General features: G+C 47.8%; 12 protein-coding genes and 4 tRNA genes. 11 read left to right on the forward strand and 5 right to left on the reverse strand.

Features of this window, described 5'->3' with window-relative positions:
* Window positions 1-13 precede the first annotated feature (13 nt).
* From WG89_RS18945 to WG89_RS18975, 7 genes are all read left to right on the forward strand, one after another.
* Window positions 14-90: transfer RNA gene (locus WG89_RS18945), tRNA-Met, on the forward strand.
* Between the two features lie 49 nt (window positions 91-139).
* Window positions 140-216, forward strand: a tRNA-Met gene (locus tag WG89_RS18950).
* Between the two features lie 49 nt (window positions 217-265).
* A tRNA-Met gene (locus tag WG89_RS18955) sits at window positions 266-342 on the forward strand.
* A 48-nt stretch (window positions 343-390) separates the two neighbouring features.
* A tRNA-Met gene (locus WG89_RS30475) sits at window positions 391-467 on the forward strand.
* Window positions 468-582: 115 nt separating this feature from the next.
* Window positions 583-1,482 (forward strand): patatin-like phospholipase family protein, encoded by a 900-nt coding sequence (locus WG89_RS18965; RefSeq protein WP_062268758.1) that lies wholly within the window; start codon window positions 583-585, stop codon window positions 1,480-1,482.
* 191 nt (window positions 1,483-1,673) lie between these two features.
* Window positions 1,674-2,252 carry a DJ-1 family glyoxalase III gene (locus WG89_RS18970; RefSeq protein WP_062268760.1) on the forward strand — a complete coding sequence of 193 codons (579 nt, stop codon included), beginning with the start codon at window positions 1,674-1,676 and terminating at the stop codon, window positions 2,250-2,252.
* 269 nt (window positions 2,253-2,521) lie between these two features.
* Complete coding sequence (locus WG89_RS18975) at window positions 2,522-2,938, forward strand: hypothetical protein (protein ID WP_062268762.1); 417 nt, start codon at window positions 2,522-2,524, stop codon at window positions 2,936-2,938.
* Window positions 2,939-3,267: 329 nt separating this feature from the next.
* On the opposite strand, the gene WG89_RS18980 is transcribed toward WG89_RS18975, so the two are convergent.
* Both WG89_RS18980 and WG89_RS30480 read right to left on the reverse strand, forming a co-directional pair.
* The gene (locus tag WG89_RS18980) at window positions 3,268-5,004 is read right to left on the reverse strand and encodes an AMP-binding protein (RefSeq protein WP_342669267.1); all 1,737 of its coding nucleotides are present in this window, start codon (window positions 5,002-5,004) and stop codon (window positions 3,268-3,270) included.
* A 417-nt stretch (window positions 5,005-5,421) separates the two neighbouring features.
* Complete coding sequence (locus tag WG89_RS30480; RefSeq protein ID WP_153301693.1) at window positions 5,422-5,571, reverse strand: hypothetical protein; 150 nt, start codon at window positions 5,569-5,571, stop codon at window positions 5,422-5,424.
* Between the two features lie 36 nt (window positions 5,572-5,607).
* Between WG89_RS30480 and sctD the strand changes: the two genes are divergently transcribed.
* The 4 genes from sctD (at window position 5,608) to WG89_RS19000 (ending at window position 8,118) form a co-directional block, all read left to right on the forward strand.
* Window positions 5,608-7,128 (forward strand): type III secretion system inner membrane ring subunit SctD, encoded by a 1,521-nt coding sequence (sctD, locus tag WG89_RS18985; protein WP_062268764.1) that lies wholly within the window; start codon window positions 5,608-5,610, stop codon window positions 7,126-7,128.
* Window positions 7,103-7,357, forward strand: coding sequence for a hypothetical protein (locus WG89_RS18990; protein ID WP_062268766.1), 255 nt, complete (start codon window positions 7,103-7,105; stop codon window positions 7,355-7,357). The genes sctD and WG89_RS18990 overlap by 26 nt, the downstream gene beginning before the upstream one ends.
* Before the next feature lie 48 nt (window positions 7,358-7,405).
* Window positions 7,406-7,660 (forward strand): type III secretion system needle filament subunit SctF, encoded by a 255-nt coding sequence (sctF, locus tag WG89_RS18995; RefSeq protein ID WP_062268768.1) that lies wholly within the window; start codon window positions 7,406-7,408, stop codon window positions 7,658-7,660.
* A gap of 83 nt (window positions 7,661-7,743) precedes the next feature.
* On the forward strand, window positions 7,744-8,118 hold the full coding sequence (locus WG89_RS19000; RefSeq protein WP_062268770.1) for a tetratricopeptide repeat protein: 375 nt from the start codon (window positions 7,744-7,746) through the stop codon (window positions 8,116-8,118).
* On the opposite strand, the gene WG89_RS19005 is transcribed toward WG89_RS19000, so the two are convergent.
* The 3 genes from WG89_RS19005 to WG89_RS19015 all read right to left on the reverse strand — a co-directional run bounded on the left by WG89_RS19005 (window position 8,115) and on the right by WG89_RS19015 (window position 13,681).
* Window positions 8,115-11,525, reverse strand: coding sequence for a DUF4135 domain-containing protein (locus tag WG89_RS19005; RefSeq protein WP_062268772.1), 3,411 nt, complete (start codon window positions 11,523-11,525; stop codon window positions 8,115-8,117). The genes WG89_RS19000 and WG89_RS19005 overlap by 4 nt on opposite strands.
* Window positions 11,522-11,950 carry a CesT family type III secretion system chaperone gene (locus WG89_RS19010; RefSeq protein ID WP_062268774.1) on the reverse strand — a complete coding sequence of 143 codons (429 nt, stop codon included), beginning with the start codon at window positions 11,948-11,950 and terminating at the stop codon, window positions 11,522-11,524. The genes WG89_RS19005 and WG89_RS19010 overlap by 4 nt, the downstream gene beginning before the upstream one ends.
* A 135-nt stretch (window positions 11,951-12,085) precedes the next feature.
* Complete coding sequence (locus WG89_RS19015) at window positions 12,086-13,681, reverse strand: Na+/H+ antiporter NhaC family protein (RefSeq protein ID WP_062268776.1); 1,596 nt, start codon at window positions 13,679-13,681, stop codon at window positions 12,086-12,088.
* Between the last annotated feature and the right edge of the window lie 172 nt (window positions 13,682-13,853).

The raw sequence follows: 13,853 nt of genomic DNA on the forward strand, positions 1-13,853 counted from the left end.
GAACAGATTTCGGTGCGGGATGGAGCAGCCTGGTAGCTCGTCGGGCTCATAACCCGAAGGTCGTCGGTTCGAATCCGGCTCCCGCTACCAACTATTACAACAGTAATTGATTACCAGACGATTACTGAACAGATTTCGGTGCGGGATGGAGCAGTCTGGTAGCTCGTCGGGCTCATAACCCGAAGGTCGTCGGTTCGAATCCGGCTCCCGCTACCAACTATTACAACAGTAATTGATTACCAGACGATTACTGAACAGATTTCGGTGCGGGATGGAGCAGCCTGGTAGCTCGTCGGGCTCATAACCCGAAGGTCGTCGGTTCGAATCCGGCTCCCGCTACCAACTATTACAACGGCAATTGACTACCAGACGTTTGCTGAAAAGATTTGATGCGGGATGGAGCAGCCTGGTAGCTCGTCGGGCTCATAACCCGAAGGTCGTCGGTTCGAATCCGGCTCCCGCTACCAAATAATAAGCCGGTTTATCCGGCTTTATTTTTTTGTGTAAAATTTTTCTTTGCCGCTCCCTGAAGCAAGCGGCATGAGAGATGATTAATGTTGTTCATGGCTGTTTGGAATCTCGATGCAGAAACAAAAGGTCAAATCACCCAACAAAACGGCACTTGTCGTTGAGGGTGGAGGAATGCGCGGCATTTTTTCTGCCGGCATTCTGGATGCCTTCATGGACAAACGCTATCGGCAATTCGATGGCTTCTACGGTGTTTCAGCCGGCGCTCTCAACCTGGTTTCATTTATTGCGGGTCAACGAGGTCGTAACCTCGATATTTATACTGGCGCCTGCCTGGAACCTCACTTCATCAGTCTAAAGCGACACATGAAAGGCAGTAACCTGTTTGATCTGGACTGGCTCTTCGACCGTATTCGCAGACAACATATGAACATCGATAAATTCCGGAGCAATCTGCAGGGAAAAACGTTCACGATTGTCACCAGTTGCGCCAGCACAGGCTACCCGGTATACCACAACTTTGACGAGCACTTCGAGCTTGATCACCTGTTTACGGTACTCAAGGCATCCAGTGCACTTCCCATGATTTACCGCCAGGCCATTGCTATTGAAGGCAGAAACCATGTAGATGGCAGCCTCTCAGACCCCCTCCCTGTTATGAAAGCGGCTGAAGATGGTTATCAGAACATTTTCATTCTGCGCAGCCGTGAAAGTCAGTTCCGTAAAAAAGCTTCTTCGGCTAATCGCTTATTAGCCTGGCAGTTTAGAAAGCAGCCTGAACTGGCAGAACTGATTCGACAGCAGTACTCCATTTACAATGAAGCACTTGAGAACATTGAACAGTTAAAGCAGGACGGCATTACCATTACTGAAATCGCTCCCGATGCCAGTCTAAGCTCTACCCGCAGCACGAGAGATCGTGCCCGTCTGGTGTCTGATTACCACAAAGGGTACTCAACCGGTTTCTCACTGCTGCAACAGCTCAATCAGGCAGAAGCACTCCAACCAGCCTGATCTTTTCACTGATTTTACACTCCCTTTAGCCAAGCTCTCTGGCTTTCTTAACCATCCCTACTAGGCTTAGAAGTCTGTTGAACAAGCGATTGTCTCAATCCTTTCAGCAGACTAAGACGCCTGTACTGACAACACCCAGCAGAACAGGCTTTTAACTTGCATTCAGAAGGCTCAACCGTAGAGGTTTCATTATGCCAAGGCAGATTCTTGTTCCAGTTGCTGACGGTTGTGAGGAAATCGAAGCCGTTGTCATTATCGACTGTCTTCGCAGGGCTGGAGCCCAGGTCTCTGTTGCCGCCTGCACACCTGATGGCAACCTGGAGATAGAGGCTTCCAGAGGCGTCAAACTGATTGCCGACTGCCATATAGAATCCTGCCTGAATAAGAACTTTCATCTTATCGCCCTTCCTGGCGGTATGCCCGGAGCAGCGAACCTTAGAGACAACCCTCACCTGACTGAACTGCTGCTTGAGCAACAAAAATCCCAACGCTGGTATGCCGCTATTTGTGCCTCCTCTGCGGTTGTACTGGCTCATCACTCTTTGCTCGATAATGTACGCGCTACTTGCTACCCCACTTTTTTTGATCAGCTCGAAGGTGCCCTGACACAACCCGAAAGTCCCGTAGTGGTTGACCAGAAAAACAGAGTCATAACCGCCCAGGGCCCAGGCAATGCCATGGGATTCAGCTTTGCCCTGATTGATGCAGTCTATGGCAAAGACGCCTACCGCCCTATTGCTAAACAGATGCTGGCAGACTGGGCTCTTTAAAGACTCCAAACTCTGACTTTTATACAAGAGCAATGAATCAAATGAGTCGGAAAAACACACACCATCATAGGCCGACAGAGACATGAATCTCGTGGCAGTAAGTTCACTTAAATTTCTTTTATTGATTCTCTGGACTAAAGAAAATGACGCTTTCTAATCCATATGAGGGCTTCCCTGATGGAAGGGAAATATGGTTTGATAAAAATAAGGGTTTAGAAAAAGCAGGCACGGACGCTAGCACTAATTAATAAAGCCTTGAGGTAATCTTTATGGAAAGCGTCATCATTCTCTTCCTCTGTGGACTGGCTCTTTATCAGCTGAGCCTGAGACAGGACAAGATGGCAGAACAGATGATAGGCCAAACCTTCAACCGGTTTGAGCGACGTTACAACGACATCACCTACTCATGCCTGGACGCCATTGTCGTCAAGAAACAGCTTCATGGTTTCCCCTCTGTCCCGCTGGTGCCATCCGTTAACTACACGGTCAGAGCCTTATGCCTATCAGAAAGCAAGCACTGGTTCTGGTTTGACGCCAGCATCAGAAATATGAAGCTTTGCTCCAGCAGCATAACCCCCGCCTCCCTTCAGGAAGCTTGTGATGCCCTGAGCAACGACCCGGAAGTTTTGAGCCAATACTTCCCTGAGAAAAAAGAGAATAAAGCCAAAGCTGAAACCAGCACTTGAATCTGTTACTCTACGGTCGATTCAATCCCCACTGACAACATGGATACCAGAAAACCGGCATTAAGCCGGTTTTTATTGACTGCAAATAATCAACCCCGCCACAACTAACTAGCCAAATCACAATAGAAAGAAAAAGTTCATGGAAAGCGTTTGGATTGCGCAACTACTGCACGCGTATCTCACGTTCATGATTCGCAAGATACAAATAGGTAGGTTCAGAGAAGATCCGTAAGATAGATCCTGCAAACGTTCTAATGGTTCCTTTAGTCAGCCCTCTTCATTGAAGAGGGCTTTTTTTTACCTGTCCTAAACAACTTCTGATCGAGCTATCACGAAGCCTTTTCCAGCTCTTCCTTGCGCAGATCCTTACGAAGAATTTTACCAACCGGTGTCATAGGTAGCTCTGCACGAAACTCAATATCTTTGGGCACCTTGTACGCCGTCAGATGATCACGGCAATAAGCCACCACCTCTTCTTCCTTCAGGCCGCTGTCAGAAGGGATTACAAACAGTTTGATACGCTCACCCGTAACATCGTCTGGAATACCAATGGCTGCACAGTTTTCAACACGATCAAAACTGGCAACAACATCTTCAATCTCATTGGGGTAAACGTTAAAGCCCGAGACCAGAATCATGTCCTTGATCCTGTCGACAATTTCAATGAAACCGTCTTCTTTTATGATGGCCACATCACCGGTTTTCAGCCAGCCATCCTCTGAAAGCACTTCAGCCGTCGCTTCAGGCCTTTTCCAATACCCCTGCATGACCTGAGGCCCACGAACACACAGTTCACCTCTATCACCTACGGCTTGAGCTTCGCCTTCGTCATTAATTACTTTCAGTTCAGTACTGGGTACCGGAAGTCCAGCAGTACCCAGCTGAGCAATCTCACCGAATGGATTCATACAGACAGCCGGAGAGCACTCCGTCAAACCATAAGCTTCCGAGACATGACACCCCGTGAACTCCTGCCAGCGAATACCTGTTTCTTTCTGCAGGGCAGTTCCACCCGAAAGGGTTAACTTCAACTTGCTGAAATCACACTCCTTGAAATCAGGATGATTCAGAAGGCTGACAAACAGCGTGTTCAGACCTATGAAACCAGTAAACTGCCAGGGTTTTATAAATTTGATAAAGGTTTTGGTATCCCTTGGATTGGCAATCAGTACATTCTGATTACCCATATAAGGCATACACAACAGATGAACGGTAAAAGCGTAGATGTGATAAAGAGGCAGCGGAGCCACAATAATTTCGCTGCCTACCTGTTGAACCGGCTGACCGTTTGCATCCAGCTGTGAGAGCACAGAACGCGCCTGAAGCATATTGGCAATCAGATTGCGCTGGGTCAAAACAGCCCCTTTAGCGACACCTGTAGTCCCCCCCGTATACTGGAGAACCGCCGGATCCTCTGGAGAAGGAGGATTCGCCAATGGAATGGTCTGACAAGCCTCACCCTTTGACAAAGCATCGCGAAAAGGCACAGCCTTTGGCAGATTAAAAGGTTCCACCATCTTTTTGACATGCTTGGCCGCAAAGTTGATCAGCGTTCTTTTAGCAAAAGGCAGCATATCCGCCACCCGGGTCACGATCAGATGCTCAATGCCGGTTTCTTCGACCACTTCTTCCACCAGATGGCCAAAGTTATCCATGAAAACCAAAGCTTTGGCCCCGGAATCATTGAACTGATGCAACATCTCCCGAGCTGTATAAAGCGGGTTGGTGTTCACAATGGTCAGACCCGCCCTGATCGCCCCATAAACGGCTATGGGATACTGAAGCAGATTGGGCATTTGTATGGCTATGCGGTCACCTGGCTTCAGGGAAGTGTGTTCACGAAGGTAGTTGGCGAACTGCTGACTGTAACGGTCTATGTCACCGTATGTCAGCGTATGACCTATACCCGTAAATGCCGGCCTGGAGGCATTTTTCTCAAGAAGGTCCTCAATGATGGCCAAAAGATTGGGGTAACGATCGGGATCGATGGTTTCAGCGACGCCTGCCGGACGCTTATCGCTCCAGAAAGATGCTTCCATAGTGCCTGCTCTCTTCTTGTTATTCATGCTACGACACCGGCTTCCTTCAATTGGGACTGCCCGGATGCCGCACACATCTTTATTACTGAAAGAGTTTTCGCTCTGTGGGAGTCCTGCCGACTTCTGTCGTTAAACATCTGTCGGAAACACTCACCGGCTTTTTGCTCTTACAGCCGCTTGAGTGCATTTTAACCCATGACAAGGTATAGCGGGTTAAAACGCACCTGCACATATAGCTGTATAGGGAGTGTGCAATCACCCTAAGGGGATTTACCAGCTATTTGATGACAGATTCTAACCTTATCAGTAGTTTGTTCGAAGATGTAGATCAAAGAAACAGCTCTGGAAAAGATAAGTAGTTTCACTTAACCTAATATTTAAATCGCCTGAAAATCGAAGTTTCTATGATCTTTATCAGGGAAAAGGCAACCCTAACAGACTATTTCACTTTCTTACTTCCAGACCGATGAAATGAGATAGACCCAGGGAAAGCGCAGGAAAATCATTGTTCAGCTTCAGTTGCGAGATGATTTTCATGATTGAAAGGACGATCACTTTGCCATCCACCAGCCTTGGAAAGCGATACTTCGACACTCGAAACCCTACCCATCTGACTCCGGGTAGCTGGTCATGATTGAGTTTTACCTGAAAATTCTCTCCGGCAATCACCAGGGCGCCGAAATCCCCCTTGAGCCTGGTAGTCATACTCTGGGTAAGGGTGATCAATGCGATCTGGTATTAACCGACGATTCACTCAGTGACCTGGAACTGACAATTAACATCAGTCCGGAAGGACAATTGAGTATTGTCTGTCATTCAGAAGAAGGCCTGCTATATAGCAACGGCACCCCCCAAGGCTCTGAAACTCATACTCAACCTTTCGACATCATCACCTCCAGCCAGCTGTTTTTTTCACTGGGCCCTGTTGATGCCGACTGGCCCGACCAACCTCTTCCAGAACTCCAGCGGCCTGAACCGGAGCCAGAAGAGCCAGAGCCCGAAGAAGACCCGGACCTGGAAATTGATGATGACGATGAGTTCCCAGACGCTCCCGATGGGCTTTTTGATGACGAAGATAATGAAGTAGACAGAGATAATCTCAACAGCCTGGACGAAGATCTGGCGGGGCTGGACATTCCAGACTCCAATGATAATGAAGGGGATGAGGAAAGTGATGAAGAGGATGATGAAGAAGCCTTTGAAAATCCTCTTAAAAACATCGACCGTAAATGGCTGATTGGTGTACCTGCGGGTATTTTCACCTTCTTCCTGTTATTGATACTGTTTCTTTCCGGTGGATCTGACGACGAGCTACCCGAGCTTAGCCATCTGGACCAAGCCAAACAGATTCGCAATCAGTTAAATCAGAAAAACGTCAAACTGAAAGAACTGCCTGACCAGAGCATTCTGATCTCTGGCTATACCCTGACAATGAATGACAAGCAAACCATCCAGAGGGAGCTGCGTGAAAAAGGGATTCCCTTCAGCTCACAACTGGTTGTCATGAGTGAATTAAGGGCGAATGCCGACGCCCTGCTGAAAAACCAGGGACACAAATCTCTGAGTCTGGAGCTGGATAACTCTCCCGGCTCTCTTGTTATGACCGGCTACGTCCCTAGTTCTGAAGAACTTCAGAAAATCATTGCTGCCCTTAAGCAGGAGGTTCACGGCCTGGTTTCCATTGTTGATCAGGTAGAAAATCAGGCCGGCAGACTCAACACCCTCAAGTCGATGCTCAGGGAAAAAGGTCTGAGTCCCCGCATACATTTAATACAAAAACCCAACCAGATCACTTTAGAAGGCCACCTATTGGACGATGAACAGGTATATAACCTGAACGATGTGGTCACGCGTTTCAGAAAACGTTATGGCAATCAGCCGCAACTAAGGCTGGCTACCAAATCTGCCGGGGCTCCAGCCAAAGTGATCAACACACCACTGGCTCCTTCCTTGAAGATTCGGGCAGTCAGTATGGGAAGAGTGCCCTTTGTGACCATGCAAGACGGGGCAAAATACCTGATCGGCGCAAAACTGGCCAACGGGTATATAATTGAAGATATTAACCTTGAGTATCTTTTATTATCAAAAGGCACAGATCGGATTAAATATCGTCTTGGAGGGAAAAGTGAAGGATCAACAAACCGACAATGAGAAAGTCCATCTCTCAGACCTCGAAGATCGCCTGATTCTTGACACTCAAGGCGAACTCAGGGAGCAGGTTCTCAAGGAGCTGGTTGATGAAGCATTTCGCCTCAAGGCCGCTCGCGACAAAGGACTCTCTCCTGACGAATTTGAAACGAACGACAAAATGATAACCGCACTGATGGCCGCAGCAGAAGTCGTTGATAAGACCTGGAATACTCATCATAAAAAACACTGACTAGAAGCCATCTGACGGCTAGAGTGCGATCCAACAGGGAGAAGGATCATGTCAACCGGACAACAGGGAACGCCAGGCGCTAACCAGTTTAATTTTGATCATGTGCAGTCTGTTTTTGGCAAGACAGCTGAGACACTTGACCAGAACCTGAAAACCAAAATCACCAACATGGACCCGAACAACACCAAGGATATGGTGGAATTTCAGGTCGAATTCAACAAGTACATGATCATTGAAGGTTTGAGATCCAGTATCATCAAATCAATCAAGGACACCCTTCAAAGTATTATCCAGAAGTTATAAGGCGGGCACATTACCCGAACCGAAAACCGTTGCTGAGTCTGAAATTTTGACATTTTCACGGTGACCAGAAAGAGGCTTGAACCATGACCGATGAAAAACTGATCAAAACCCTGGCTGATATAGGCTTTATGGCCTCCAGCGTTGGCATGTCAAAGCACGCTTTCGGTATATTCAGCGCACTGGAGAAAGCCAGACCAGACAGTGTTCTCCCCACTTTGGGTTACGCCCTGACATTCATCAATAAGAAAATGAATCAGGAAGCTCTGGAAATTCTCCATAAGGAAGCGGTACCTAAAGATCCTGAAAACCCCACGGTAAAAGCCTTTATTGGTATGGCGCTGATGATGGAAGGACGCAATAAGGAAGGTGAAGACTTTCTGACCACTGCGACTCAGGAAGGCGATGAAGAAACCAGCACCATGGCCAAAGAACTGCTCAACAATATCCGAAAGGGCTAAGAGCCCTTCTTACCAAGATCTTCAAGAATACCCTGCCTGACTTGTTCAGGCATCCCCTCTCCAGGCTTCAAGTGCTCTTCAAACCAGCTATTAATCATCTGCAGATAAGCATCAAGAAACCTTTTCCTGAGTGATTCATCCGACAGCTTTGTTATCACAGCTACCTGCCTTTCAATCAGGTCAACAGAAAAGTAATGATCACTGATTTCATGTATTGACCCGTCGTACCGCTGAACAAAGACTGAGGGCTCTCCAACTTTTCGAACAAAACCGCTCTGCTCCATTGCCATCCATCGTTCAGCCACAGGCTTTGCCAGCATACTGATAGGCTCCTGCCACATAGACTCCAACCAACGCTGACTCACCTCACCTGCCAGAGTAATTCTTTTGGCCACTCTCAGGAAATAGCCCTTACAACGATCTCTGGAAATCTTCTGAAACTCTCTTGCTACATAGAAATCCCGGAACTGTTTGCGAAGATCATTCAAATTACAACGAGGTTGATATCTGACCTCGCACCCTTTCAGGGATTTAATTGCATCACACCATTGACTGGTATTTTCCGTAACAGCAGTCAGTGCAGAGTTAAAACCTTCAGCAAAAGCGCTTGAATACTTTGCCTCTACCGGTGGCTGACGCCCATCCAACGAATGACGTCCTTGGGAAATCAACAGATGCTCAATAAAAGGTGAAATTTGCTGGGACTCAGCGGTCACGAGCTCACCATTCTCAAGCTTGACTGAGCTGTATTGAGTTTGACAGGAATGAAAGTTTTCCCAGAGTTTGTTCAAGCCTGTGTACCCCAGACTGGACTCTTGCATGCCTCTCATAAATCCGAGTTCAGGATTTTGAAGCTCTGCTTCCAACTGCATAATAACGGAACTGTGCAACGCTGTTTCCACGTCAACCAAGTAAGGCCTATCTCCACTTGTATGGATATTCTGGCTATGGATGTCCGCCAACCCAGCCATCAGACAAAAACTCCCCGCCACTCCCAGACGCCGATAATAGCTTTCCAGGTTTCTGACATCAGTCACCGCTTCCCGGGCAATGAATTCAACATACCCATAAGACGATTTATTCAGAATTTTAAATACACCCAGAGCGTCCGGATCATTTACCCAGCCATTTAGAGATTGAGCCAGGCTACCCTTATCTCCCACCAGCAATTCATCAACAGTAAGATCTCTGAGCTTGTAAACCAGCCTTTCGCCATTGTCGAAGATTAACTCATAGACTGGAGAACCCAGGTCGTCTTTTAAATTCCTTATGCCCGCCAGATCAGTTACTGACTTGCTGGCATCAGCAAAGAAGCGATCATTAATCTGAGCAATATCATCCTTAACACGGGCCAGAACCATCCTTATCAATCTCAACTGCTGTATAAACTCTCTCTGACCATTCCTGTACCAGTTTGGATAAGTCTCTAACAGGGTCTGAACACCATTATTCTCCAGAAGCTTCAGCACTTCACCATAACTGGTTAAACCCTGCTCTTGCGCAAACCAGCCTATAGCCTGAAGCAATCTTTCATCCATCCACTTCACTATTTCCTGAGCAATCGAGCGCATCAGGTTGTCGTTGGTATCAGCCACATCTTCACCAACGAAACAGAGGGTCAAGAATCGATTGATAAAGGGTTTTATCCAGCATGACCTGCGCTGCTCGGGAAAACTCAGCCCCTCAACAATGCTGGCAATCTCATTGGCATACCATTCAGGTAGCCTGACCGAATGCATTTCCTGAGAGTCGACCTCACCAGAAAACTCTATCAGCTGGTATTTAAGCATCCAGCTTAATGAAAACAGCAATCTCTGTTTATCAGCAGAAGCAGCTAAAAGTTTTTCAACCGAGCCCGGAGTAACCAACTTTCTGATAAGCCCTCTGATCTCTTTTTTATCCAGCAGATGCTTCAACTGACTGAATAAAAAACCTTTCTCGGACATTAGCAAGACCCGAAGGCCCCGATCTGTCGCTACCAGATATGCACTTTCTTCCAGAGCGGATGAGGCATAATGCCCAAAGACATCACGGTAAGGCATTCCCACTTCCCTGCCCTGATGATGCCGAATTCTCGAAGCTTCCCGTCCAAGCTCATCTACCAGCTCATGATATTGATCAATCAATAAAGGCCAGCTGAACTTCTCGTTAACTCTCTGGACTGCCATTAACGACATTTCCTCTCGAAAATCCTGATCCAGCAAGAGAGAAGCCAAAGCCTGTTTCAAAGCATCAAAATCCAGTGAAACCCCCTGAGCCTGGATGAATTGTGCCTGGGTTTTATTCACAAGACTGAGTGAGCGGGATAAAGCATCATGATCAGCAGAGGCCGTCGGTATCAAATACCCCCCCTGACCTGAGGTAATCAAATCACGGTAGCCATTCCAGTCCGATAGAATAACTGGAACTCCCTCTCTCATAGCCTCGAGGGGAGCCAGGCCAAAACTTTCCTGAATATTGTCAGCCAGAGAGACAAAAACATCAGCCTGGGCCAACAACTGCTGTTTTTTTTCTTCATCCACCGTTAGCTCAAAACGAACAAAGTCTTCCAGATTAAACTCATAGGCCTGAGCCAAAAGAGACTGAAGATACTCACCTGAAGCATCACCCACTCCGGCAACCACCAGCTGAAAGCGGGTTACCACACCTTCTTCCAGTAAGTCATTCAATGCCAGAAGCAACGGATGCAAATCCATTTTGTCTGTTTCAGATAACCTTCCCAGGCACAAAATAACAGGACTATTTTCATTCGATGCGTCGTCAGACGTCACTGAATCAGAAGGTTTCCCTGCAGCTTTACCGACAGCATCTTTACCCGCGGGCTCAATACCAAGAGGAATAAGGCTTACCTGACCTCTATAAGGCACAGCAACACCCACTGTATCGCTGAACGTTGCACTGGCTGATGCCAGCAAACGCTTCATGACTGTTTTTTGCGCGCTTGAACTGCAGATGATGGAATCACAGGGCTTTAAGGGTGAAAAAATCAGATCTCGAACTCGAGATAAGCGGGCATCGTCACTGAGACTATGGGCCCTGCCGGTAATAGGAAATACTCTGGTAGCATGCCGATCCCTTAATGAAGCAAGATCAGAAATATAAGGGTCACCTGAGTGAAAAACGGTATAAGCGTGTTGCTGAAGAGCGGAAGACAACTGATTAACGGGTAAAATACTGATGCTTTTGCCGGCACCATATTGATCGAGATAAGGCTTCCAGCCCAACCTGAATGCTTCTGTCTGAGAGTCATGCAAGTAAAGATGGAGCTCATCAAAACGGCTGTAACGAATCACCGCCTTGATAAAAGCTTCATTCGCCTCACGCAAACCATTATATCCTCCCGGAACGTTGCCACCCCAGGAAACCAGACAGCCAAACAAAGTGTGATTTAAAGACTGATCTGTCATGGCATAATCATCGTTGGCATGGTGGGCATTACGGCCTGTTCCTGGCTCACTTCAACCAGGTAGTATTCAAAATTGTTGGCAAACTCCGACAATGCTTCTTCTATTTGATCTTCATCCAGCCCCTGTAGCGGGCAGGAATAATGCAGGGCCAAAGCATCCTTTTCAGGCTCAATAGAGAGAATCACTCTTTGAGTGGTAGCAAGACCGACCGTTTTGGCCATCAGATTCCGAAGAACATTTTCCCTGTCCTTTTCACCTTGAGGCAATTCAGCTATGACGCCATGAATAAAGAATCGCCCATTCGCCTGAAAGCAGGTGAACTCTATGCGGCTGTCGATGGTGAGATGGTATCGGTTATCACGGAAGTCCAGTTCACCCAATTGATTCTTCTGGGCAATGGCTCTCATCAGATTGTCGAAACTCATAGCTTCCCTGCTCCGGGTAAAGGCATCCATGCCTTTAATAAGTAGATATTATTTACAGTTTAATATGAATGTGATGTTTCGACAGGAACGACTGTAAAACTCCCGGCATGACCGCCGGGAGAAACTTATGAAAGCTTATTCTGCGACCAGGTTTTCAGTGGGCTTAGCCATGGCATTACCTGACAACTTGCGAAATAGCAGTACAAGCAACACAAAACCCAACCCTGAAGCCAGAAAGCCCATTACGGAAGAATCTGTCAGCCCCATCACGAGATAGCCCACCATAGCCACACCGGCAATACCCAGGGCATAAGGCAACTGAGTAGTCACGTGGTCGATATGGTGACAGGAAGCTCCTGTAGAGGACAGTATCGTCGTATCGGAAATGGGTGAACAATGGTCACCAAATACGGCACCGGCCAGAACAGCCGCCAGCATTGGCAGGATCATGGCAATATCAGCGGCTGCAGCCATATCACCAGCGATCGGCAACATGATGCCAAAGGTACCCCAGCTGGTTCCGGTTGAGAACGCCATTGCACCGGAAACCACAAACAGAATCAGGGGAAGATAGCCTGAATCAATGCGAGAGTTGCTGACCAGCTCGGCCAGGAACTTACCGGTTTCCAGAGAGCTGATAATATCTACCAGAACCCAGGCCAGAACCAGGATATAGATAGCAGGCAGCATGGAACGAGTACCTTCAACCACAGCCTTGCCCCAGGTAGCGGCATCCAGATTATGACTGATCATTCTTAGACCGGTCACTACCAGACCTGCCAGACCGCCATAAATCAGGGAATTAACAACATTGGTGTTTTCAAAGGCACCCAGAATAGAGAAAGGCGTTCCAGCTTCCTGAAGCGCTACAGCACCTGTAGCTATCAGAGAGGCTGTGGTGGCAATCACCAGAGTCACTACAGGAATCACCAGATCAGCGACAGTACCTTTTTCGCTGCTGCTGACGGTATCGGACGCACCCGGAGGCGTTCCCTTTCGGCTGTCATAAAGCTCTCCTGCACGGGCACGACGCTCGTGGGTCAGCATTGGACCGACATTCAAATCCATCATGGCTGTACAGAACACCAGAGCCAGAGCGAATACTGCATAAAGGTTCATCGGCACCATGCTGACAAAGGCTCCAATCGCACTGACATCTGTCACTTCATGAGCCACCAGAATGCTGCCAATCAGGGCAATAATATAAGCCCCCCAACTGGAAACCGGAGTAATAACACAGACAGGCGCTGCTGTGGAATCGATCAGGTAAGCCAGCTTGGCTCTTGAAACACCATGACGGTCCGTTAACGGACGGCCAATATTGCCCACAGCCAGTGCATTAAAGTAGTCATCAATGAAGATGATAATACCCAACAATACGGTAACCAGCTGAGAACCCTGTCGGGATTTAACTCTCTGGCGAGCCCAGTCACCAAAGGCCCGGGCACCACCGGAAACATCTATCAAAGTGGTGATAATGCCCAGCATCACCAGGAAAACCAGTATGAAGACACTGCCCGTATTCAGGCCATCATCCCAGAATACCTTGGTGAAACTTCCAAAGAGATAGGAAACCGTATTACCCAGACTGAAGTCTGTCAGTAGCAGGGCTCCTGCAAGAATACCGGCACCCAGAGAAAAGAGTACATGACGCGTCAATATCGCCAGAACGATGGCCACCGCAGGTGCGACCAATGACAAGGGAGATGTGCTGTAACTAAGTAATTCCATAAATACTGATCTTGTGAGTGAACAGACTCAAGGCACAGTACTTCCATGACTGCTGCATATAAGCTTAATTCACGATATAGGATCAGGAGGGCAATGGATGACAGCAGAAACCGGCCAGTAGGCCATTATCCTGCTTGTTGCTGAAGATCCGCCTTTTGAGCAGATGCAGTCA

It is taken from the genome of Endozoicomonas arenosclerae (genome assembly GCF_001562015.1).
Lineage (GTDB): Bacteria > Pseudomonadota > Gammaproteobacteria > Pseudomonadales > Endozoicomonadaceae > Endozoicomonas_A > Endozoicomonas_A arenosclerae.